At 72.0% G+C, this 22,783-nt stretch carries 20 protein-coding genes; 8 read left to right on the top strand and 12 right to left on the bottom strand.

The features are described 5' to 3' along the window. The first annotated feature begins 19 nt into the window (after window positions 1-19). Window positions 20-871 (top strand): NAD-dependent epimerase/dehydratase family protein, encoded by an 852-nt coding sequence (locus tag VTA80_RS13730; protein ID WP_407341656.1) that lies wholly within the window; start codon window positions 20-22, stop codon window positions 869-871. 74 nt (window positions 872-945) lie between these two features. Next, complete coding sequence (locus VTA80_RS13725) at window positions 946-1,413, top strand: methylglyoxal synthase (protein WP_407341655.1); 468 nt, start codon at window positions 946-948, stop codon at window positions 1,411-1,413. 100 nt (window positions 1,414-1,513) lie between these two features. Here VTA80_RS13725 and VTA80_RS13720 read toward each other — a convergent pair whose 3' ends face one another. After that, entirely contained in the window at window positions 1,514-3,148 is a 1,635-nt protein-coding gene (locus VTA80_RS13720; protein ID WP_407341654.1) for a threonine/serine exporter ThrE family protein, read from the bottom strand. 145 nt (window positions 3,149-3,293) lie between these two features. Between VTA80_RS13720 and VTA80_RS13715 the strand changes: the two genes are divergently transcribed. Beyond that, the gene (locus VTA80_RS13715) at window positions 3,294-3,602 is read left to right on the top strand and encodes a NifB/NifX family molybdenum-iron cluster-binding protein (RefSeq protein WP_407341653.1); all 309 of its coding nucleotides are present in this window, start codon (window positions 3,294-3,296) and stop codon (window positions 3,600-3,602) included. A 7-nt stretch (window positions 3,603-3,609) separates the two neighbouring features. Here VTA80_RS13715 and VTA80_RS13710 read toward each other — a convergent pair whose 3' ends face one another. From VTA80_RS13710 to VTA80_RS13690, 5 genes are all read right to left on the bottom strand, one after another. Further along, window positions 3,610-4,239: a response regulator transcription factor gene (locus tag VTA80_RS13710; protein ID WP_407341652.1), complete on the bottom strand. Its 630-nt coding sequence runs from the start codon at window positions 4,237-4,239 to the stop codon at window positions 3,610-3,612. Further along, window positions 4,236-5,411: a sensor histidine kinase gene (locus tag VTA80_RS13705; RefSeq protein WP_407341651.1), complete on the bottom strand. Its 1,176-nt coding sequence runs from the start codon at window positions 5,409-5,411 to the stop codon at window positions 4,236-4,238. The genes VTA80_RS13710 and VTA80_RS13705 overlap by 4 nt, the downstream gene beginning before the upstream one ends. Window positions 5,412-5,508: 97 nt before the next feature. Then, window positions 5,509-5,769: a hypothetical protein gene (locus VTA80_RS13700; protein ID WP_407341650.1), complete on the bottom strand. Its 261-nt coding sequence runs from the start codon at window positions 5,767-5,769 to the stop codon at window positions 5,509-5,511. After that, a complete protein-coding gene (locus tag VTA80_RS13695) occupies window positions 5,769-8,330 on the bottom strand; it encodes an ABC transporter permease (RefSeq protein ID WP_407341649.1) in 2,562 nt (853 codons plus the stop codon). Before VTA80_RS13695 ends, VTA80_RS13700 begins: the two co-directional genes overlap by 1 nt. Then, window positions 8,330-9,163, bottom strand: a complete 834-nt coding sequence (locus VTA80_RS13690) for an ABC transporter ATP-binding protein (RefSeq protein WP_407345775.1) — start codon at window positions 9,161-9,163, stop codon at window positions 8,330-8,332. Before VTA80_RS13690 ends, VTA80_RS13695 begins: the two co-directional genes overlap by 1 nt. Before the next feature lie 519 nt (window positions 9,164-9,682). Here VTA80_RS13690 and VTA80_RS13685 point away from each other — a divergent pair. Both VTA80_RS13685 and VTA80_RS13680 read left to right on the top strand, forming a co-directional pair. Beyond that, complete coding sequence (locus tag VTA80_RS13685; RefSeq protein ID WP_407341648.1) at window positions 9,683-10,024, top strand: S-adenosylmethionine decarboxylase; 342 nt, start codon at window positions 9,683-9,685, stop codon at window positions 10,022-10,024. After that, complete coding sequence (locus VTA80_RS13680) at window positions 10,024-10,752, top strand: hypothetical protein (protein WP_407341647.1); 729 nt, start codon at window positions 10,024-10,026, stop codon at window positions 10,750-10,752. Before VTA80_RS13685 ends, VTA80_RS13680 begins: the two co-directional genes overlap by 1 nt. Here the strand turns inward: VTA80_RS13680 and VTA80_RS13675 are convergent. The 6 genes from VTA80_RS13675 to purT all read right to left on the bottom strand — a co-directional run bounded on the left by VTA80_RS13675 (window position 10,729) and on the right by purT (window position 20,191). Beyond that, complete coding sequence (locus VTA80_RS13675; RefSeq protein ID WP_407341646.1) at window positions 10,729-13,056, bottom strand: putative bifunctional diguanylate cyclase/phosphodiesterase; 2,328 nt, start codon at window positions 13,054-13,056, stop codon at window positions 10,729-10,731. The two genes, VTA80_RS13680 and VTA80_RS13675, sit on opposite strands and share 24 nt — an antisense overlap. A 128-nt stretch (window positions 13,057-13,184) precedes the next feature. After that, complete coding sequence (locus tag VTA80_RS13670; protein WP_407341645.1) at window positions 13,185-14,912, bottom strand: ABC transporter ATP-binding protein; 1,728 nt, start codon at window positions 14,910-14,912, stop codon at window positions 13,185-13,187. After that, the gene (locus tag VTA80_RS13665; protein WP_407341644.1) at window positions 14,909-15,943 is read right to left on the bottom strand and encodes an ABC transporter permease; all 1,035 of its coding nucleotides are present in this window, start codon (window positions 15,941-15,943) and stop codon (window positions 14,909-14,911) included. Before VTA80_RS13665 ends, VTA80_RS13670 begins: the two co-directional genes overlap by 4 nt. Continuing rightward, window positions 15,943-17,052, bottom strand: a complete 1,110-nt coding sequence (locus VTA80_RS13660) for an ABC transporter permease (protein WP_407341643.1) — start codon at window positions 17,050-17,052, stop codon at window positions 15,943-15,945. The genes VTA80_RS13665 and VTA80_RS13660 overlap by 1 nt, the downstream gene beginning before the upstream one ends. A 107-nt stretch (window positions 17,053-17,159) precedes the next feature. Further along, complete coding sequence (locus VTA80_RS13655; RefSeq protein ID WP_407341642.1) at window positions 17,160-18,779, bottom strand: ABC transporter substrate-binding protein; 1,620 nt, start codon at window positions 18,777-18,779, stop codon at window positions 17,160-17,162. A 179-nt stretch (window positions 18,780-18,958) separates the two neighbouring features. Beyond that, window positions 18,959-20,191, bottom strand: a complete 1,233-nt coding sequence (gene purT / locus VTA80_RS13650; protein ID WP_407341641.1) for a formate-dependent phosphoribosylglycinamide formyltransferase — start codon at window positions 20,189-20,191, stop codon at window positions 18,959-18,961. A 158-nt stretch (window positions 20,192-20,349) separates the two neighbouring features. Here purT and VTA80_RS13645 point away from each other — a divergent pair, with 158 nt between their 5' ends. Genes VTA80_RS13645 through VTA80_RS13635 form a run of 3 tightly spaced genes read left to right on the top strand, consistent with a single transcriptional unit; the run spans window position 20,350 to window position 22,774 of the window. Next, window positions 20,350-21,351, top strand: a complete 1,002-nt coding sequence (locus tag VTA80_RS13645; protein WP_407341640.1) for an ATP-binding cassette domain-containing protein — start codon at window positions 20,350-20,352, stop codon at window positions 21,349-21,351. Continuing rightward, window positions 21,351-22,157 (top strand): hypothetical protein, encoded by an 807-nt coding sequence (locus VTA80_RS13640; RefSeq protein WP_407341639.1) that lies wholly within the window; start codon window positions 21,351-21,353, stop codon window positions 22,155-22,157. Before VTA80_RS13645 ends, VTA80_RS13640 begins: the two co-directional genes overlap by 1 nt. A gap of 17 nt (window positions 22,158-22,174) precedes the next feature. Beyond that, window positions 22,175-22,774, top strand: coding sequence for a TetR/AcrR family transcriptional regulator (locus tag VTA80_RS13635; RefSeq protein ID WP_407341638.1), 600 nt, complete (start codon window positions 22,175-22,177; stop codon window positions 22,772-22,774). Window positions 22,775-22,783 lie beyond the last annotated feature (9 nt).

The raw sequence follows: 22,783 nt of genomic DNA, 5'->3' as shown, positions 1-22,783 counted from the left end.
GAACCTGCTTGGGGGAATCGTGACGACCGTTGCCGTGACCGGGGCTTTTGGTAAGGCGGGGCGGGCCATCGTGGCCGACCTGCTCGCACACGGGTACGACGTCACCGCGTCCGACCTCGTCGGGCCCGCCGGGGGCGACGGCACGCTCGGCGTCGAGATGGTCCGCGCGGACCTCACCGACTACGGGCAGGCGATCGAGGTGCTGGCGGGGGCGGACGCCGTCGTGCACGTCGCGAACATCCCCGCACCCGGCCGCGCGACCGCGCCCGAGACCTTCACGCAGAACGCGACCATGAACTCGAACGTGTTCCTGGCGGCGCAGCGGCTCGTTCTCCAGCGCGTCGTGTGGGCCTCGAGCGAGACGACGCTCGGGCTGCCGTTCGACGTCCCGCCGCGGTACGCGCCCGTCGACGAGGCCCACTTCCCGCTGCCGACGTCGACCTATGCGCTGTCGAAGGTCATCAGCGAGCAGCTGGCCGAGCACATCTCCGCGTGGTCAGGTATCCCCTTCGTCGGGCTGCGGCTGTCGAACATCTTCCGGGTCGAGGACTACGCCCAGGTCCCGTCGTTCCAGCACGATGCGACCCTGCGCCGCTGGAACCTGTGGGGCTATATCGACGTGCGCGACGCCGCGACGGCGTTCCGGCTCGCGCTCGAGGCCGACGTGACCGGCTCGCACAACGTCATCATCGCCGCGGCCGACACGATCATGGACCGCCCGTCGGCGGACCTGCTCGCCGAGGTCTTCCCCGGCGTCCCGCTGACCCGCGAGGTCACCGGGTTCGAGACCCTGCTCGCGATCGACGCCGCGCGTGCGCTGCTGGGCTTCTCCCCGGCGCACTCCTGGCGCGACCACACCCCCACCGCCTGACCCGTTTCGCTACGGGTCGATTGCACCGCGAGTTGATTCAATGGGGAGGTAGCTGCCGCCTACGGAGGGTCCCCATGATCACCACCCGTCGACACATCGCCCTCGTGGCCCACGACAACAAGAAGGTCGAGCTGCTGCGCTGGGCCGAGTTCAACCGCGGCACCCTGAGCGACCACGAGCTGTACGCGACCGGCACCACCGGCACGATGATCGAGTACGAGCTCGGGCTGCCGGTCACGCGCTTCCTGTCGGGGCCGATCGGCGGTGACCAGCAGATCGGTGCCCGGATCGCCGAGGGCACTATCGACATGCTGATCTTCTTCTGGGACCCGCTGGAGCCGCAGCCGCACGACCCCGACGTGAAGGCGTTGCTGCGCATCGCCACGGTCTGGAACGTGCCGATGGCCTGCAACGTTGCCACGGCCGACCTGATCATCTCCTCGCCGCTGCTCGCCAGCGACTACGAGCGCGCCCGCCCGGACCACAGCCCGCGGGCGTGGGACGGCACCGTCCCGGTGGAAGAAGAGCCTGCCCCGTCCTGAGTCGGGTCCGCTCGACCGGGTTTCTCCAGCGTGCCAGCCTCGGGTGCCAGGCCTGCTCGCGTGAGGTCGGCGAACCGCTCGGTGAGGTGCGCCCGCGGGTTCACGACGACGCCGCCCTGGTCAGGTCACCGTCGGACAATCCCGGCACGGCGACCTGCCCGGCCGACGCCTCCCGGGCGCGCACGTCGAGCCCGGCAGCGGCCTCGGCCACCACGACCGCAGCCACAGCGCCGGCCTCGGCGGCGGTCGTCGCACGAACATCTGCCTCGGCGGCGGTCGCCGCGCGGTGCGGCCGGTGCGCGCGCCGCAGGAACACCCCCGGGACGTGGGCGCGCTGCCGGGTGCCGCGACGCAGCGGAGCGGCGAGGAACTCGCCGAGGGTCACCCCGGCGGCGAGACCGAGGCCGATCATCGCGGCGCCGAGCATGTCCACCGCACCGGGCCCGAGGGCCGACGTGGGTTCGTTGACGAGCTGGAACAGCGCGCGGTAGATGGCCATGCCGGGCAGCAGCGGCACGATGCCACTGACGGAGATCACGATCGGCGGCACGTGCAGGCGTGGGCCGATCCACTCGGCCAGGAAGCCGATCACGAGCGCCGCGGTCGCGCTCGCCACGGCCGGTCCGACGCCGACCTCGCGCACCACGTAGTAGACCGCCCAGGCCAGCCCGCCGGCGAGCGCCGCGATGCCCGCCGCGCGCGGCCGGGCGTAGGACGCGATGCTCCAGGCCCCCGCGATCACGGCCGACGCACCGACCTGCATGGCGAACGAGGTCGAGTTGACCGGGGCGACGCTCATAACGAGCTCGACCCCGGCACGCCGCGCGACGTCGAGCACGCCACCGACGCCGACGACGATCCCGAGGGTGAGCACGACCACCTCGAACGTCCGCCCGCCGGCCGTCACGGGGAAGCCGCTGATTGCGTCCTCGGCCGCGCCGACGAGCGAGGTCCCGGCCAGCAGCACGACGATGCCCGAGGCGACGACGAGCGACGGCGGGAAGGCGAGCAGATCGACCGACAGGTGCGGGACGATGGCGTACAGCGCGACCGCGACGAGCGTCGCGATCGCGGCACCGATGCCCTGCAGGAAGAACGGCGGCAGCCCCCACCGGTCGAGGGCCCAGATCACCCGGTCGACGAGCGCCGTCGTCGCCCCGGCCAAGACAGCGACACCGAGCCCCCCGCCAAGCAGGATGGCGACCGCGGCGGCGAGCACCGCGAGGACGACGGTGACGACCCAGCGGCCGTACGGGTGCGGCGCCGAGACGATGTCGTCGAGCGTGGCGTGCAGCGACTTGAGCCGGCCGAGGGCCTCGTCGATGGGGATCCGCTCGGCACCGATGTCCCGGCTGACCTGCATGACCCGTCCGAGCCGGCCGTAGTCGAGCCCCCCGATGCGGGCGACCCGCATGAGCGTGATCGGGAACGTCCCGGGCCCGCGGTCGTACGAGATGGTGATCGAGGTGAAGGTGACGTCGGCCTGGCACCCGAGCAGCCCGAACGCGCGGGCCGTGCGGTGGATGGCCGAGGTGACGTCGGCGGCCGACGCGCCCAGCGCCAGCATCGCCTCACCGAGGCGGAGCGCGAGCTCGAGCGCGCCCTGGACGACGGCCTCGTCCAGCCCGGCGTCCGTCGCGCGCATGCCCACCTGCGTGCTGGGAAGCTTGCCGAGAACCTGCCGGGTGAGCCGTCTGACACCTGCGGCGCCGAGCATCCCTCCGGCGATTCCCACGGGGCAAGCCTAACCGGGCTGCGGCGGGGAACCGCCGGACGCGAGAACGGGCGGACACTGGAGGCGTGCCATGGCGCCCCGACGCGATTCGCGCTGTCGGAGCCACGACGAGAGGCTCTTCCCCACCATGATCCTGTGCGTACCAGTGACGACCGACGGCCAGGTCGACCCCCGCTGGGGGAAGGCTGACCGGATCGCCGTGGCCGATGTCATCGAGGGAGAGATCAAGGCCTGGCGCGAGTTCGAGGTCTCGTGGAGCACGCTGCACGACGAGGGCACCCCGGGCTCGCACCACGCCCGTGTGGTCCGGTTCCTGAAGGAGCACCACATCGAGATCGTCGTCGCGAACCACATCGGCGACGGCATGGTGCGCATGCTCGCCACCATGAGCCTGCCGACCCACCTCGGCGCGACCGGGGACGCGCGCGCCGCGGTGCTCGTCGCGGCTCAGTAGCGGCTGGTCAGCCGCCCCCGCCGAGGAGCCACCCGTTGCGCTGGGCGATGCGGACCGCGTCCGCGCGATTGCGGGCGCCGGTCTTCCCCATGGCCGCGGACAGGTAGTTGCGCACCGTGCCCTCGCCGAGGCACGTGTCCCGGGCGATGTCGGACACGGTGCCGCCGTCGGCCGCGGCGACCAGCACGTCCTGCTCGCGCTCGGTGAGCGGGCTGTCGCCGACCATGAGCGACTCGACCGCCAGAGCGGGGTCGACGACGCGCAACCCCGCGGCGATCCGACGGACGGCATCGGCGAGCTCAGCGGCCGGGGTGTCCTTGACGAGGAAGCCGGAGGCCCCCGCCTCCATCGCACGGCGCAGGTAGCCGGGCCGCCCGAAGGTCGTCACGACGAGCACGCGGCACGACGGCACCGCGCGCCGCAGGTCACGCGTCGCGGTGATCCCGTCCAGCCCCGGCATCTCCACGTCGATCAGTGCGACGTCCGGGTGGTGCGCGACGGCGGCCGCGACGACCTCGTCCCCGCGGCCCACCTGGACGACGACCTCGAGGTCCGGCTCGAGCTCGAGCAGCGCGGTGAGCGCCCCGCGCACCAGGGCCTGGTCGTCGGCGAGCAGCAGCCGGATGACCCGGGTCACGAGGGCTCCCCCACGCACACGGTCAGCTCGTAGCCCCCGCCGGGCACGGGGCCGACGGCGACCTGTGCCCCGCGAGCGGCCGCCCGCTCGCGCAGCCCGATCAGCCCGTTGCCGACCAGGGGGTCGTCGTTCCAGCCGGGACCGCGCCCGTCGTCGCGCACGCTGGCCGACTGGGCGGTCAGCGTGATCTCGCAGCGTCCGGCCCCGGAGTGCCGGATCACGTTGGTCGTGCCCTCCCGCACCGTCCACGCGAACAGCTCGCGCAGCTGTTCGGGGACCTCGGCCGTGGCGCTCGGCAGGGTCGGGACGATCCCGGCGGCGCGCAGCGCCGAACGGGCCGACGCCAGCTCGCTCGCGAGCCCGACCTGGCGCAGCCCGGAGACGGTCGCGCGCACGTCAGCCAGCGCGGCGCGCGCGAGCGACTCGACGTCGGCGATCTCGGCCGTGGCGCGGTCGAACGCCCCCGCCGCCAGGAGCTTGCCGGCGAGCTCGGACTTCACGGTGATCACGGTGAGCGAGTGCCCCAGGATGTCGTGCACGTCCCGGGCCATGCGTTCGCGTTCGCGCGCCACCGCCACGTCCGCGAGCTCCTGGCGGGCCCGGACCAGCTCACGGTTGCGGGCGACCAGCTGCCGGTACCCGTAGATGGCCATCCCGGCCAGAGCGCACTGCACGGCGAGCCCGTTGAGCGAGTGCCACCCCGGGACGAGCACGGGCACAACCTCACCGACGACGGCGACCACTGCGACCAGCGCGAGCGCGGGCCGGGTCGTCAGGACGAAGACCCCCGTGACCGCGACGAACACCAGCCCGGCCAGCCCCGCCCCGTGTGCAGCCAGCGTCATCACACCGACGAGGGCGAGCTCCGCCGTCAGGAACCGCCACGCAAGCCGGGGCGGAAGGTGCCCGCCCCACCCATGGGCGGCCCCGAGCGCCCAGAGGTACACCGCGCCGAAGACGACGACCGCCCCCAACGATGCGACGCGAGCGGTGCTCGCCGGAGCGGCCCAGGCCTCGGCGAACGGGTACGCCAGTCCCACGAGCCACGCGGCGCTGAATGCGACCCAGAGTCGCCCTCGCACCCAGCTGCCGGCCCGACTCCGCGCGTCGGTGACGACCAGCCCGCCGCCGACGTCCGGCAGGCCGCCCTCGACGACCGGCACGGTGCTCACGGCGCTCACGGTAGTCCCGCCCGGACCCGTGGTCTGACGATTGCGCGCCCCCGGGCCGAGCCGCCCGCGGCCCACGCCACGGCGCCCACCCGGCGACTCACTTCGCGGAGCTGGCAGGCGCCAACGGTGAGCGCGACCGCCGCGCGCTGGTGCGGTCCCACATCCCGGCCGCGAGGAGTCCGCCGCCGAGGAGGTCGGCCACCAGGATCCCCGGCAGCCGCCAGTCGCCGAACGGGCTGCCCCCGAGCATCGCCGCGTCGAGCGCGAGCAGCGACCCGTCGGGGGCCGCGACCAGCAGCGCCCCGCCGGCGACGGCCACCACACCCGCGGCGAGCTCGAGAACGACCCGGGCGCGCATCAGTCGGACGCGACGGCGTCGAGCACGGGCAGGCGGGCGGCCCGGGACGCGGGCCACAGCGCGGCCAGGACCCCGACGACGGCGGCCATGGCCACCATCCCGGCGAGCTGGGCCCACGGGATCGCGAGCGTGGTCAGGCCGATCCCGGTGAACACGGTCGGCATCGCGGCCGCCACGCTCACCCCGACCACGACGCCCACGACGGTGCCGAACACCGCGGTCAGGACACTCTCGATGGTGATGATCCCGGCGAGCTGCAGCCGGCCCAGGCCGACGGCGCGCATGAGCCCGATCTCCCGGGTCCGTTCGATGACGCTCAGCGCCAACGTGTTGACGATGCCGAGGACCGCGATCACGATCGACAGCCCGAGCAGCGCGTACAAGATCACCAGGATCTGGTTGACCTGGTCGGCGAGCTGCGCGGCGAACTCCTCGGCGTCCAGCACCGAGAGCACGACGTACGGCGAGGCGGCGGCGACGAGGTCGGCGCGCAGCGCGACCGGGTCCGTGCCGGGTGCGGCAGTGATGAGCAGGTCCTCGACCGTGGTCTGGGCGGGCTCGACGACCGCGGCCAGGAGCTCGTCCGACGCGATGATCCCGGTGCCGATGATCGCCGTGTCGACGATCGCGCCGATCCGGGCCGAGGTGGTCCCCGCCGGGGAGGTGAACGTCACCTCGTCGCCGAGCAGCCAGCCGCGTTCGGTCGAGGTGTCCTTCTGCACGGCGACCTGGCCGTCCGCGAGGGTGTCGAGCGACCCGCTGACCGTGTCGATCTTGATGCTGCGCCCGAACGCGTCGGCAGGCAGGCCGACGACGAGCATCGCGTCCTGCGGCGAGGCGGTCTCGCCCGGGCCGGCCACCATGGTCGGCCCGTAGCTGAGCACGTCGACGGCGCCGACCGAGTCGAGCGCGCGGACGTCCGCGACCGCGCCGATCGGCACGGCACCGGTGGCGGACTGGATGGAGAAGTCCGAGGTCCAGCCGTCGTCGACGATGGATCGGGTGGAGGCGGTGGCGGAGGCGGCCAGGACGGACGCGGCACCCACCAGGGCCATGCCGATCATCAGCGCGCCGGCGGTGTTCGCAGTGCGCCTCGGGTGGCGGATCACGTTGCCGCGGGCCAGGCGGCCCAACGGTTTGACGCCCGCCACGAAGACGGCAGCCAGGACACCCAGGGTGTACCGGGCGAGGATCGGGGCCAGCAGGAGCACCCCGATCACCAGACCGCCGGCGCCGAGGCCGAGCATCGTCGACCCGTTGGTGTCCGGGGCGACGAGCGCGACGACCACGCCGACGACGCCGGCGACGGCGAGGAGCGAGCCGGCGATGGTGCGGTTGCGCAGGGACTTCTCGGTCCCGGTGGCGTCGCGCATGGCCTCGACCGGGGCGGTCAGAGCGGCGCGACGGGCGGGCAGGGCCGCGGCGACGACGCTCACGATGGTGCCGATGAGCAGCGAGATGACCACGGTGGACGCGTCCAGCGGGATGGACCCGGACAGGTCCATGCCCATCTTCTCGAACCCGACGCGCAGCAACGAGACCAGGCCGAGGCCGGCGGCGATGCCCAGGGCAGACCCTGCCAGGCCCACCACGGCGGCCTGGATCAGGATCGAGGCGAACACCTGGGTGGGGGACGCCCCCACGGCGCGCAGCAGGGCGAACTCCCGCATCCGCTGGCGCACCGACATCGAGAACGTGTTGGAGATGATGAACGCGCCCACGAACAGCGAGATCCCGGCGAACACGAGCATGAATGTCTGCACGAAGCCGAGCTGGCCGTCGATATCGGTCTGGGCCTCGGCGCGCATCGCCTCCCCGGTGAGCGCTTCGGCAGCGGCGGCGCTGTCGCCGGCCAGGATCGGGGTCACCTGGGCGACGAGGTCACTCTCGGAGACGTCCGGGTTGCCATAGACGCTGATGGTGGACACCATGCCGTCCGGGGAATACATGGCGGTCGCGGTCGCGACATCCAGGTACACGATGGTGGCGCCGGCCATCGGGCCGTCGAGGGACACCTCGCCGACCACCTGGACGTCCTGGATCACGCCGGCCACCACGGCCGTCGTACGGTCCCCGACGGACAGTCCGGAGGACTGGAGGGTCGCGGACTCCAAGGCGATCTCGCCGGACGTGGCCGGCGCTCGGCCGGCCACGATCGCGACGGTGGTGTCGTCCGGGTACAGGGCCAAGGCAAAGCTCGGTGCGCGGGTGGACTGGACCGCTGTGCCGTCCGCGCCGACCAGCACGATCGGGCCGGAGATGTCCGCGAACGCCTTGTCCACGCCGTCGACCCGCGCGAGCGTGCCCGCCAAGGACGCCGGAATGGTGTTGCGGTTCTGACCGGTGGTGCCGGTCGTGCTCAGCCCGGCGGCGGGCTCGGCACCGCGCACGTAGGCGTCGGCGGGCATGGACGACTCCACGATCCCGTCGAAGGTGGAGCTCATCATCGTGCGCAGCGAGAACGTGCCGGCCACGAACGCCACCCCGAGGGTGACGGCCAGGACACTCAGGATGAACCGGACCAGGTGCTCGCGGATCCCCCGCAGCGCGACGCGGCCCATCAGGCGCCGACCACGGCGGGAACAGCGGCGGGAACAGCGGCGACTGCGTCGTCGACGGCACTGAGGGACCCGAGGACCTCCAGGACAGACGCCTGGGTCGGGTTGGTGAGCTCGGCGACCAGCTTGCCGTCGGCGAGGAACAGCACCCGGTGGGCGTAGGCGGCGGCGCGCGGGTCGTGGGTGACCATCACCACGGACTGGCCCAGGTCGTCCACGCTGCGGCGCAAGAATCCGAGCAGCTCGGTGGCGGACTTCGAGTCGAGGTTCCCGGTGGGCTCGTCGGCGAAGATCACCGCGGGCCGCGCGACCAGGGCGCGGGCGCACGCCACCCGCTGCTGCTGCCCGCCGGACAGCTCCGACGGGCGGTGGTTCAGCCGCTTCTCCAGGCCGACGGCGGCCACGATCGCGTCGAACAGGGTGCGGTCGACCGGGCGACGCGCGATGTCCAGCGGCAGCGTGATGTTCTCCGCCGCGGTCAGGGTCGGGACCAGGTTGAACGCCTGGAAGATGAACCCCAACCGGGTCCGGCGCAGCTTGGTCAGCTGGCGCTGGTTCATCGACCCGACGTCCTCACCGTCGATCACGACGGTGCCCGCGGTGACCGTGTCCAGGCCGGCCATGCAGTGCATCAGGGTCGACTTGCCCGACCCGGACGGGCCCATGATCGCGGTCAGCTCCCCGCGGACGAAGTCCACGTCGATGCCCGCCAGGGCCTGCACCGCGGTGTCACCGGTGCCGTAGGTCTTGACCAGCCCCCGCGCCGAGGCGATCACGCGATCGACGAGCTGGCTGCTCGACCGGATCTCGCTGTCGATGAGTGCGCTGCTGTGCATGGTCATGCTCGTCCTGTCAGGTTCGGTGGGGTGAATCGGCACGAGGCCGAAGTGGTGTCGTCAACGAGCATGTCGGGTGACCGGTGGCCAGGGCATCGGGGATAGCCCTGACTCGACCCTGAACTCTCCCTGAGTGCCACCTGATTGATTGCTGAGGACCTTTCGCGCGGGGCACGAGGCGACGCGAGACAGGTCCATGACGACGATCGTCCGGGTACAAGGCTCGTCATCCACCAATTGGTGTCACCTTTTCGAGATGACAGATGTCATCGTCCGGCGCCGCCCGGGTCAGCTCGGAGAACCGGGAACGGGGCGCACGAATCCACACCGGATCAGCACGGCAGAATTCGACGGCTGAACGGGTGATAATTTCCACGCAGGCGCCCGGTTAATCCCTTTTGGTACCCCAGGGTCGGGATTTGTGCCTTGGATTCCAGAGCACCGAAACAATGGAAGGATTTGTCGCATCCCCCGGTGCCCACCTGCGCGTGGTCCCGCCTTGAGCAACTGGAGAAAATCGTGCGAGATCTGGCTCCTGAGATCTGCCGACAGCGGCTCGTGGTCGAGGGGTTGTGCAGCGCACCCATCGATGCCGCCGCCATCACGGCGTACCTGTCCACCCTGTCGAAAACTATCGAGATGGTGGCGCTCATGGAGCCCGTGACCCACCAGTCCCCGCTGTACGGCTGGGCCGGCTGGATCCATTGGGAGACCTCCGGGGCGCACTTCTACGCGTGGGACGTCCCGCGGTTGTTCTTCAGCGTCGACGTGTACGCCTGCAAACCGTTCTCCGCCGCGGCCGTGGTCGACCTGACCCGGGACTGGTTCGCCGCGACCGACGTGGTTTTCAAAGAGTTCTGATGTCCGTCGACACCTGGATGCACTTCGACGCCCAGGGGGATCTGCTCGAGTCCGCGCGGGAGTGCGAGGCCGAGGTGTTCCTGCGCTGGTTCGGCAACACGCGCCAGCAGCTCGACGAGGAGTACGGGCCGTACGAGGACAGCTCCGTCTTCCTGGTGCTCGCGGACGACCACGGCGAGGTCCTCGGCGCGGTCCGGCTCCTCGTCCCCGGCGGTCGCGCAGGGCTCAAGACCCTGGTCGACGTCGGCCAGGACCCGTGGGGCGTCGACGGCACCCGGGCCTCGGCCGCCGTCGGGATCGATCTCGGGTCGACCTGGGAGATCGCCACGCTCGGGGTCCGCCGCGGCAGCGCGGCCAGCGGCCTGCGGCTCTCCCTCGCGCTCTACCACGGCCTGATCACCGTCGCCCGGGCCAACCGGATGACCTCGTTCGTCGCGATCCTGGACGAACGGGTCCGGCGATTGCTCGGGTCGGTCGGGATCCTCACCCGGCCGCTGCCCGGGACGGCCCCGGCGCCGTACCTCGGCTCGGCCTCGAGCACCCCGATCTACGCCCACTGCACCCCGTTGCTGGAGAACCAGCGCCGCCAGTTCCCCGACTCGTACCGGCTCGTCACCCTGGGGATCGGGCTCGACGGCGTCGCCGTGCCGAGCCTGGACGCGTTCCGGCTCCAGAGCGCCGCCCCCCAGCTGTCGACGGCGCGGTCAGCGCTGGTCGGGCTCCGGTAGCAGGCGGGCCAGCGGCTCGGCGGGCACTCCGCCGAACGTGGACTGACCGGGGACGCTGTTCCCGGTCGACCACCCGCGCACCCACGCCTCGACCTCCGCCGCCGGCATCGGCCGGGCGAGGTGGTAGCCCTGAAACGCGTCCACGCCGAGCGGGATGAGCTCCGTCGCCGTCGCCGCGTCCTCGACCCCCTCGGCGACCAGGCGCAACCCGAGCGCATGTGCCATGTGGGTCGTGGTCTGCACGATCATCCGGCTGCGTTCGTCGGTGACCACCGTCGAGACGAAGGACCGGTCCATCTTGAGCTCCTGGACCGGGAGGTCACGCAGGTACGCGAGCGACGAGAAGCCGGTGCCGTAGTCGTCGATGGAGACCTGCACGTCGTGCGCCCGCAGGTCGTACAGCGCCTCGCGGGCACGCTCGGGCTCGGACAGGAACGAGTCCTCGGTGACCTCGATGAGCAAGCTGTCACCCGGCAGGCCCGACCGGTCAAGCGCCGCGAACAGCACGGGCAGGAACTGCTCCCCGATCAGCTCGGGCGGGGCGCAGTTCATGGCCACCCGGAACGAGAGCCCGGCGTCCACCCAACGCCGGGCGTCCACCAGGACGCTGCGCAGCACGGCCTCCGTCACGGCGGGCATGAGGCCCGACCGGCGGGCGTCGGGCAGGAACGCGATCGGCGAGAGCAGGCCCTCGGTGGGGTGGCGCCAGCGCACGAGCGCCTCGACGGCGACGACCTGCCGCGTGCGGGCGTCGACCTGCGGCTGGTACCAGACCACGAGCTGGTTCTCGGCGATCGCCTGCCGCAGATCCTCGCCGCGGCGCAGCCGCTGGCGCGAGAACCCGTCCTGGGACGTGTCGAAGTGCAGCACGCCCGAGCGGGACTGCTTCGCCTCGTACATCGCGATGTCGGCGCGACGCAGCAGCTCGGTGGACGAGGTGTCGGCGGCCTCGCGCACCGTGATGCCGACGGAGGCATCGATCGACAGGTCGATCGAGTCGACCCGGAGCGGCGCCTGCAGAACGGCCCGCACGCGCTGCGCGATCTCGAAGAAGCGCAGCTCGTCCTGCCCGGGCACGAGGAGCGCGAACTCGTCTCCGCCGAGGCGCGCGACCAGGATCTCCTTGTCGAGCGCGGTGCGCATCCGGTTCGCCAGGCTCTTGAGCACCTCGTCGCCGACGGCGTGACCGAGGCTGTCGTTGATGTCCTTGAACCCGTCGAGGTCGAGCAGCATGAAGCCCAGCGGCTCACCCTCGCGCAGCGCCTCGTCGGCAGCGGCGAGCAGGGCCCGCCGGTTCGGCAGGCCGGTCAGCTCGTCGGTGAGCGACAGCCGCATCGCTTCGGCGGCCCCCTGGGCCTCACGCAGGGCGAGCATCATGCGGGCACCAGCGCAGGCCAGGGTGACGATGGCGGGGGCCATGACGTAGACCCCGGTCGGCCCCGCCGGGTGCAGGACCAGGACGATCACCGCGAGCGCTCCGGCGACCGGCAGGGCGCCGATGTTCTGCCGCTCGATCGGCCGCGCGACCGCCGGCGTCGGCCGCGAGATCGCGCCACCGACGAGGGCGATGAAGCTCAGGCCCCAGACGGCGTCGAGCACGAGGCTCGAGGAGTAGTCCCCGTTCGACAGGGTCGCGATGAAGGTGCTGTCGGCCACGGCGAGCCCGAGGAAGCCGAGCGCGAGTGCGGCGGTGCGCCGCGAGTAGCCGCGCATCCGCAGCGTCGCCTGCGCCAGCACGAGCGTGGCCAGGATGAGGTCGATCAACGGGTAGAGGATCGCCAGCAGCAGCTGCAGCCCGCCGCGCGGGGAGGTGTCGGCCAGCGGGGTGAGGACGGCAAAGCCCGCCAGGCAGACCGCCGCGCCGCACACCACCGCGGCCTCGAGCCAGATCGCCGCGGTCGGTATCCCGCGCCGCGGCACGTCGAGCAGCAGATACCCCGCCATCCCCAGGTAGGAGGCGAGGAAGAGGGCCTCCCCCGGCGCGGGGAAGGTCACGACGGTCTGGGTCTGGCTCATGCTCACCATCGCGGCCCCGGCCGCCCACAGGAGCACGCCCGCCATGAGGAACCACAGCGAGAGCCCACGCCCCGGGAACGTCACGGCCGCCACCGCGAGCCGCGCGCACAGCACCACGAAGAAGACGGCCAGGGTGATGGCCACCACGGTCCGGATCAAGACGCCGTCGGCCGGGCCGGGAAGCACGAAGGTCAGCAGCGCGCCGAGCGCGATGATCACCCACGCAGCGATCCCGAGCAGGCGGATCACGCGGATCGGGGCCGGCGGGTCGACGCCTCGTGAACTCAACGTCTCACCTTCGTCGTCTGCGGCCTTGCGAATCAGGCTCGTGCAGTCGACGCGGACGCGGCAACCAACAGATACATCGGTAACCGAGACATCAACTTGAGCAGATGACGCATCCTACCGGCGGCGCCTCAGGCGACGGTCGACACCTCGAGGCCGGACCGGGCCAGACGGCGATCGCGCTGCTCGGCCGGGTCCGGGACCGGGACGGCCGCGAGCAGCGCACGCGTGTACGCGTGCTGGGGCGCGTTGAGCACGTCGGCGGTCGTGCCGACCTCGACGAGCCGACCGGCCCGCATCACCGCGACGTCGTGCGCGACCAGGTCGACGACGGCGAGGTCGTGGCTGATGAACAGGCACGCGAACCCCATCTCGTGCTGGAGCTGCTGGAACAGCGCGAGCACGGTCGCCTGGACGGAGACGTCGAGCGCGCTCGTCGGCTCGTCGGCGATGAGCAGGTCGGGGCCGAGCACGAGGGCGCGGGCCAGGCTCACGCGCTGGCGCTGCCCGCCCGAGAGCTCGTGCGGGAACCGCCGCGCGAACGACGCCGGCAGCTCGACCGCCTCGAGCAGCTCGGCCACCTTGCGCCGGCGGGAGGCGTCCGAGCCCACGCGGTGCACCGACAACGGCTCGGAGATCGCCGCCCCGACGCTCGCGCGCGGGTTGAGCGAGGCCGAGGGGTCCTGGAACACGAAACCGAAACGCCTCCGCAGGTCGCGCAGCACGCCCGGCGAGGCGGTGCGCAGGTCGGTGCCGAACACCTCGATGGTGCCGCTCGCGGCGGGCACGAGGCCCACCGTGGTCCGCCCGACCGTCGTCTTGCCGGAGCCGGACTCACCGACCAGCCCCAGGACCTGCCCCGGGGCGATCGTGAACGAGACGCCGTCGACCGCGCGCACGCGCGGGCTGCCGAGCCGGCCGGCGAACTCCACGACCAGGTCGCGGACGGCCAGCGCGGGTACGACCAGGGGCAGGTCGACCGCGGGGTCCGGCTCCACCGTCCGGACGTCGATCTGCGACCGGCCCTGGCCCAGGTGCGGGACGGCGGCCAGCAGCCGGCGGGTGTACGGGTGCGCGGGCTGCGCGAAGAGCTGCGCGACGGGGGCCTGCTCGACGATCTCGCCGCGGTACATCACGACGACCCGGTCGGCGAGGTCGGCCACGACGCCCATGTTGTGCGTGATCAGCACGATCGCCGTGCCGAGGCGGTCGCGCAGGTCGCGCAGCAGCTCGAGGATCGCGGCCTGGACGGTGACGTCCAGGGCCGTGGTCGGCTCGTCGGCGATGATCAGCTCCGGCTCGCACGCGATCGCGATGGCGATCATGACGCGCTGCTTCTGGCCCCCGGACAGCTGGTGCGGGTAGCAGTGGCTCCGGCTCTCGGCGTCGGGGATCCCGACGAGCTCGAGCAGCTCGACGGCGCGCGCGTGCGCGGCCCGCCGGGACATCCGGCGGTGCACGCGCAGCGACTGCACGACCTGCCAGCCCACGGTGCGCACGGGGTCGAGCGAGGTCGCGGGCTCCTGGAAGATCATCGCGATCCGGTCCCCGCGCACCCGGCGCAGCGCCTCGCCGCGCAGCCCGGTCAGCTCGACGCCGTCGAGCCGAGCGGAGCCGTCGACGCTCGCGGTGCCGGGCAGGAGCCCGAGCAGCGCGCGCGAGCTCACGGACTTGCCGGAGCCCGACTCCCCCACCACCGCGACGATCTCGCCGGGCGCGACGGTGAAGCTCACGTCGCGGACCGCGTGCACGGGGCCGGCGTCGGACGCGAACGTCACGCTGAGCCCCTCGATGGCCAGCACGGGCTCGATGGCGACCGGGGTCGAGGACGACGGGGTCGGGACGGTCGAGGCGCTCATCGGACCTCCTCCTGCGTTGCGGTTGCCGGCGGTTCGTCGAGCGCGAGCTCCGCCTCGTCGGCCGTGGTGGTGCCGCCGCCGCGCGTGCGGAGCATCGGGTTGAGGATGTCGTTGAGGCTCTCGCCGACCAGCGTGACGCCCGAGACGACGAGCACGATGGCCAGGCCGGGGTACACCCCGGTCCACCAGATGCCGTTGGACGCGTCCGAGAGCGCCTTGTTGAGGTCGTAGCCCCACTCGGCGGCCGACGACGGCTCGATGCCGAACCCGAGGAAGCCGAGCCCGGCCAGCGTGAGGATCGCCTCCGAGGCGTTCAGGGTCGCGAGCACCGGGATGGACTGCGAGACGTTCGGCAGCACGTGCCGGAAGATGATCCGGCGCGGGCGGGCCCCCGTGATCCGGGCTGCATCCACGAACGGCTCGTTCTTCACCGAGACGGTCTGGTTGCGCACGACCCGGAAGTACTGCGGCACGAACACCACCGTGATGGACAGCGCCGCGGCGAAGATGCCCCCCATCGGGGTCGAGCGGCCGCCCGTGATCATGATCGACACGACGATCGCGAGCAGCAGCGACGGGAACGCGTACAGCGCGTCGGTCACGAGCACGAGGGCCCGGTCGACCTTGCCGCCGACGTACCCGGACACGACGCCCAGCGGGACGCCGACGACCAGCGAGATGGACACCGCCAGCACGATGACCACGAGCGCGGTCCGCGCCCCGAAGATGACGCGCGAGAGCACGTCCTGGCCGCCGACGGTCGTGCCGAACCAGTGCGCGGCCGACGGCGCCTGCTGGGTGCCGAACACGACGCCGTCGGCCCCCCGGTCGGCGTTGAACCCGTACGGGGCGATCAGCGGCGCGAAGATCGCGACGACGACGAAGACCACGATGACCGCGAGCCCGGTCAGGAGCATCCCGCGCTGCAGCCCGTGCGTGGACCGCAGCAGCGCGAGCCCGGGCAGCGAGCGGCGACGGGTCGGCGGGAGGGACGCGACGCCCTCGGCCTCGGTGACGACCAGTGCACTCATCAGTACCTCACCCTCGGGTCGACCAACGCGTTGATGACGTCGATCAGGAAGCTCGAGATCGCCACGACGACGGCGATCGCGGTCACGACCCCCTGGACGGCGACGAAGTCGCGCGCCAGCAGGTAGCGCGAGAGCACGTAGCCCAGGCCCTGCCACTCGAACGTCGTCTCGGTGAGGATCGCGCCGCCGAGCATCATCGCGATCTGCATGCCCATGACGGTGACGACCGGCACGAGCGCGTTGCGGAACGCGTGCTTGCGGACCACGACCCGCTCGGACACGCCGCGGGCGCGGGCCGCGGTGACGTAGTCGGTGCGCATCGTCTCGAGCAGGTTGATCCGGATGAGCCGGATGAACACCCCCGCGGTGAGCAGGCCGAGGGCGAGCGCGGGCAGCACCGCGTGCTCCAGGACGTTGACGATGTAGCCGGGATCGCCGTAGAGGATCGCGTCGACGATCATGATGTTCGTCTTCGGCTGCACGTTCTGCAACGCGATCTCGACCGAGGCCGAGGCCCGGCCCGACGCCGGCAGCCAGCCGAGGGTCGCGGAGAACAGCAGCTTGAGCAGCAGGCCGACGAAGAACACCGGCGCCGCGTAGACGAGCACCGCGAAGATCCGGATCGACACGTCGGGCAGCCGGTCGCGGTAGCGCGCCGCAAGCCGCCCGAGCGGGACACCGACCGCGAACGCGACCAGCAGCGCCCACATCGTGAGCTCGAGGGTGGCCGCGCCGTTGGTGACCAGCACCTCGCTGATCTTGCGGTGATCGGTCAGCGCGGTGCCGAAGTCGCCGCGCAGCAGGCCGCCGAGGTACTCGACGTACTGCTGCAGGATCGGCCGGTCGAAGCCGGCCGCGGCCTTGCGCTCCGCGAGCTGCGCGGCCGAGAGCCGGCCGCCCTGCGAGGCCGTGATCGGGTCGCCGATGACCCGCATGAAGAAGAAGACGACCGTGACGAGGATCCACACGGTCGGGACGATCAGCGCGAGGCGCACCAGCAGGTAACGGACCAGCGGGGACCGGACCAGGGGGCCGCGCGGGGCCCGTGGGGGGCCGGCGTCGGGCTCGGCGGGTGCCTGCGGGGTGGGGGGAACAACGGTGACTGCCATGGGGTCCGTTCGTGGGGGCCGGATCCCGGGTACCCGTCAGGTACCCGGGACGAAGCCACGCGCGGGGGCCGCCGGTCTCGGCGGCCCCCGCAACGCGGTGCGGTGCGTCAGCCCTTGCTGAGGACCGAGTACCGGAACTGGAACGACGCGTTGAGCGTGTCCTTCACTCCGTTGACGCCGTCGGCGGCCACGGCCACCTGCGAGCCCTGGAGCAGCGGCACGGTCGGCAGGTAGTTCGTCGCCAGCTCGGTCTGGATCTTCTCGATCGTCGCGGCCCGGGTCGTCGGGTCGGCGTCGGTGCGCTCGGCGGCCAGCAGCGCGCTGATCTCGGGGTTCTCGAAGTGGTTGCCGAGGAAGTTGCCCACGTCGAAGAACGGCGTCAGGTAGTTGTCGGCGTCCGAGAAGTCCGGGAACCAGCCCAGCTGGTAGGCGGGGTAGGCGTCGGCCGTGCGCTCCTTGGCGTACGTGACCCACTCGGTCGACTCGAGCTGGACCTTGAACAGCTTGGTGGCCTCGAGCTGCCGCTTGACGGCGTTGTACTCCGCGTCGGAGCTCGTGCCGTAGTGGTCCGGGTTGTACTGCAGGTTGAGCTCGACCGGCGTGGTGACCCCGGCGTCGGCGAGGACCTTGGTGGCCGCAGCGACGTCGGGCTTGGTGCCGTAGAGGTCCTTGAACGGCGTCGCCGCACCCGGCAGGCCGGACGGGACGTAGGAGTACAGGGGCGTGTAGGTGTCCTTGTAGACGGCCGTCGCAATCTCCTGGCGGTCGATCGAGAACGCGAACGCCTTGCGCACCGCGAGCTTCTGCTCCGGGGTGCCACCGGGCTGGGTGTTGAGGTTGAACACGACGTACCGGATCTCACCGCCGGGGCCGGTCACGACGTTGACGCCCTTGGTGGTGCCGAGCGACTCGATGTCGGTCGGCGTGAGGCTGCGCGTCGCGACGTCGATCTCACCGCTGGCGATGTCGAGCTTGAGGTTGTTCGAGTCGGCGTAGTACTTGAGCGTGATGCCGTCGTTCTTGGCGGCGCCCTGGATCCCGGCGTAGTCGGCGTTCTTGGCGAACTCGACGAGCTCGTTCTTCTTGTACGAGGAGATCGTGTACGGACCGGCGAACGCCTTGGCGGTCACGATCGCGTCGTCGGCGAGCAGCGCATCGGCCGGGAACGACTTCTCGTCCACGATCGGCCCGGCCGGGGACGCGAGGATCTGCGGGAACGTCTGGTCGTTCGCGCCCTTGAGAGTGAACGCGACGGTCTTGGCGTCGACCGCGTCGACCGAGGCGAGGTTCCCCAGCAGCGACGACGGCCCGTTCGGGTCCGCGATCGCGATCTGGCGGTCGAAGCTGAACTTGACCGTCGAGGCGTTGATCGGGTTCCCGTTGGCGAACGTCAGCCCGTCCCGAAGGACGCAGGTGTAGACCGTGTCGGCGGTGTACTCGCAGCTCTCGGCCGCGTCGGGCGCGAGGTCGGCGCCGCCCGGCTTGAAGCTCATCAGGAACGGGAAGACCTGGGTCTCGATGTTGAAGGACCCGTTGTCGTAGGAGCCGGCCGGGTCGATCGCGGTGACCTTGTCGGTCGTGCCGACCAGGAGCGTCCCTCCGGCGGCGGCGGCAGTCCCGCTCGCGGCGGGATCGTCGGTGCGACCGGCGCCGCAGGCGCTCAGGGCCAGGGCGGCGACCGCGGCCGTCGCGACCGCGCCGACAAGGCGTTGCGTGCTGTTCTTCACAAGAGTCCTCTCGCAGGATGTCTCAGCCCGCCCCGGATTCCGGGGGGTCGGCGCGAACGCCGTGGTCGGAAGTTTGGCAGCGATTTGTTACCCGCGAGTAACTATTTGGTCACACCTTGGTCTCGATTGCTAAGAATCGAAGTCCACTATGTGAGACGGGCTCTCCGTAGGACCCTGCGTCAGGCCTCTCGCGGCCGTACCCGGGAGGCCGCGAGCTGGGCCTGCGCCCGGGCGACGTCGACGTCGTCGTCGTGCACGAGGACGACGCCCATGCGGCGCTTGGCGAAGCTCTCTCCCTTGCCGAAGAGCCGGATCTCGCTGCGGGGCACGAGCAGGGCGTCGTCGACGCCGTCGAACACGATCCCCGACGCCTCGACCCCGCCGTAGATCACCGCGCTCGCGCCCGCGGTGTGCAGCGAGGTGTCCACGGGCAGCCCGAGGATCGCCCGGGCGTGCAGCTCGAACTCGTTCTGCCACTGCGTGACCATGGTGACCATGCCGGTGTCGTGCGGGCGGGGGCTGACCTCGTTGAACCAGACCTGCTCGCCCGAGACGAACAGCTCGACCCCGAACACGCCCTCGCCCCCGAGGTTCTCCGTCACCGCGCGGGCGATCTCCTGGGCGCGCTCGCGCGCGACCGGCGGCATCGGGTGCGGCTGCCAGCTCTCGACGTAGTCGCCCGCGACCTGGCGGTGCCCGATGGGCTCGCAGAAGGAGGTTCCGACCTCGCCGTCGGCCCCGCGCGCGCGGACCGTGAGCTGCGTGATCTCGTAGTCGAAGTCGACGAACGCCTCGACGATCACGCGCCCGCCGGCGACCCGGCCGCCGGACATCGCGTGGTCCCACGCGGTGCGCACCCCGGCCGCGTCGTCGATCCGGCTCTGCCCCTTGCCGGAGCTGCTCATCACCGGCTTGACCATGCACGGGTAGCCGATCCCGGGCGCGCCGACGCCCGAGGTCAGGCCGTCGCCGTCGATCGCCGCGACGAGCTCGTCGAGCGAGTCGCAGAACCGGTACGGGCTCGTGGGCAGCCCGAGCGTCTCGGCCGCGAGCCGGCGGATGCCCTCGCGGTCCATCGTCAGCAGGGTCGCGCGGGCCGTCGGGATCACGCGCACCGCGCCCTCGGCCTCGAGCTCGGCCAGCACGGACGTCGCGATCGCCTCGATCTCGGGCACGACGACGTCGGGCCGTTCCGCGAGGATCAGCGCGCGCAGCTCGGCGGGATCGCTCATGTCGATCGTGCGCGCATGGTGGGCGACCTGGTGCCCCGGCGCACGCGAGTACCGGTCGACCGCGATCGTCTCGACCCCGAGGCGCTGCAGCGCGATCACGACCTCCTTGCCGAGCTCACCCGCACCCAGGAGCATCACGCGCGTGGCCGACGTCGAGTACGGGGTACCCAGGGGCTTCATGGTGGCTCAGGCCTGACTTTCTTCGATCGCTGCGGTGCGCGGGGGCTCCGTTGCCGCCCGCCTGCGGTCACCTTGCCACGGGTTTGACACGGAGCCGATCCGGCTGGCAATGTGAGCGAGCGCTCACATTGGTGCACTCCTCTCTCGAAAGGCCTCCCATGGCAGTCATCCGCACGTCGGGCCTGACCCGACGGTTCGGCTCGCTGGTCGCGGTCGACAGCCTCGATCTCGAGCTGCCCGCCGGCGGGGTGATCGGTCTCGTCGGCCCGAACGGGTCGGGCAAGAGCACCCTCATCCGCATGCTCGTGGGCCTGATCCGCCCGAGCGACGGGACCGCCGAGGTCCTCGGCGCCCCGATCACCCACCCGGCGCGGTACGCGGCCCGGGTCGGCGCGCTCATCGAGAGCCCCGCCTTCGCCCCGAACCTCTCCGCGCACGCCAACCTGCTCTCGCTCGCGCACCTGCGGGGGCTCGGCGTCGGCCGCGTCGATCAGGTGCTCGACGTCGTCGGCCTGCTCGGCCGGGATCGGGTGCCGGTCCGCACGTTCTCCCTGGGGATGAAGCAGCGGCTCGGGATCGCGGCCGCCCTCCTGCCCGACCCCGAGCTCCTGCTGCTCGACGAGCCGACCAACGGTCTCGACCCCGCCGGGATCGCGGAGATCCGCGCCTTGCTGCGCACGCTGGCATCGCAGGGCCGCACGGTCGTCGTCTCCTCCCACCTGCTGACCGAGATCGAGGCCGCGTGCGATCACGTCGTGGTCATCACGCTCGGCCGGCTCCTCTTCGCGGGCCCGATGGCGGACCTGCTGGCACGCACGTCCGAGCACATCGACGTGAGCCCCGAGAACCCCGACGACTCCGCGCGCCTGCGCGACGTGCTGACCGCCGGCGGCTGGGTCGTCTCCAGCGGGGTCGTAGCCGACGACGGGCCCGGCCTGCGGGTCGACGGCCCGGCGGACCAGGCCGCCGCCGTGAACCGCACTGCCATGGCCGCCGGGATCACGCTCGGCCTGCTCGTGGCTCGCCAGGAGACCCTCGAGGACGTGTTCCTGCGCCTGACGGGCTCCGCCGACGGCGATCTCGCCCGGCAGCGAGCCGCCCAGGCTCACCCCACCCGGCCCGCAGCCCAGCGGGTCCACGCCGTCGAGGAGACGATCTGATGCTGCGCGCGACCCGTTCCGAGCTGACCCGCCTCAACCACCGCAGCTTCCGCGTGGGCTGGTTCGGCCTCACCGCGCTCCTGGCGGCCATGTTCACCACCGTCGTGTTCCAGGCGGCCTCCGGCGGGACGCCGATCCCGACCTCCGCTCCCGGCGGGTCGTTCCCGTCCGTGGCCGAGCTCACCGGCCCGGACGGTCAGGTCGCCGGCCTCGGCGCGGCGGCCACGATCCTCGGCGTGGTGACCCTGGCCTACTGGGCGATCTCGACCGCCAGCGACTACTCCACCGGCCTCATCCGCCTGCTCGTGCAGGCGGAGCCCCACCGGCTGCGGCTGCTCGCCGGCAAGGTGCTCGCGCTGACCTGCTGGACCGCGGTCGCCGCGACCGTCGCCACCGTCGTGAGCGTCGCGCTCAGCCCGGTGATCGCCCGGGTCACCGACCTGCCGACCTCGGGGTGGCGGTCTGAGGCGGGCGACATCGTCGCGATGGTCGCGAGCACGTGGCTCAACACGTTCCTCGCGCTCGTCGTGTGGGGCGTCGTCGGGCTGGTCATCGCCCAGCTCACGCGGAGCGCGGCGGTGGCGATCTCGGTCGGCGTCGGCTACGTCCTGGTCATCGAGGGCGCCGTCCGGCTCGTCGCCAGCGACCTGGCCGATCGGCTCCCCGGCGCCACGCTCACCGCGCTCGCCGGCGGGGGGTCCGCGAACCTCGACTACGGCTCCGCGATCGGGCTCGCTCTGGCCTATGCCACGATCGGGCTCGGTGCGGCCGCGGTCGTGCTCGCCCGGCGCGACGTCGTGGAGTAGCTATCGAAGGAGTCGGCATGAGCGCACGCGGGGAGCGCACCCGCGCGAAGCTGATCGAGGCGACGACGGACGTCGTCGGCCAGGTCGGTTACGCGCGGGCCACCACGCGCGCGATCGCCGCGGCCGCGGGCGTCGCCGAGGGCACCATCTACCGGCACTTCCCGGACAAGCGACAGCTCTTCTTCGCCGCCGTGCTCGAGCGCAACGCGCCGATCCTCGACTGGGTCGAACGCCTGCCCGCTCTGGCCGGCACCGGCACGGTGCAGGCGAACCTGGTCGAGTCGCTGATCCGGCTCGGACGGCTGCGCGCGGACCTCCTGCCGCTCGAGCTGTCGTTGCGCGCCGACCCCGAGCTCGCGCAGAGCCTGCAGGAGGCCGCCTCGACCGCCGGACCGCTGCCCGGCCCGCCGGCCTACCTCGCCGCGTACCTCGCCGCCGAGCAGCACCAGGGCCGGATCCGGCCCGAGGTCGACGCCGAGCGGGCCGCCGTCGTGCTGCTCGCGATGCTGTTCGGGCTCGCGATGCTCCCCGGCGACGACGACCACGATCTCGACGCGGGGCTCATCGACGCCGCGGTCGCGGTCGTGCTCACCGGGATCGCGCCCCGCGCCGCATGAGCGGACTCA

This window comes from Pengzhenrongella phosphoraccumulans (genome assembly GCF_045689905.1).
Taxonomy (GTDB): Bacteria; Actinomycetota; Actinomycetes; order Actinomycetales; family Cellulomonadaceae; genus Pengzhenrongella; species Pengzhenrongella phosphoraccumulans.
Note: the sequence above shows the minus strand (reverse complement) of the source record. Positions and strands in the feature narration are given on the sequence as shown.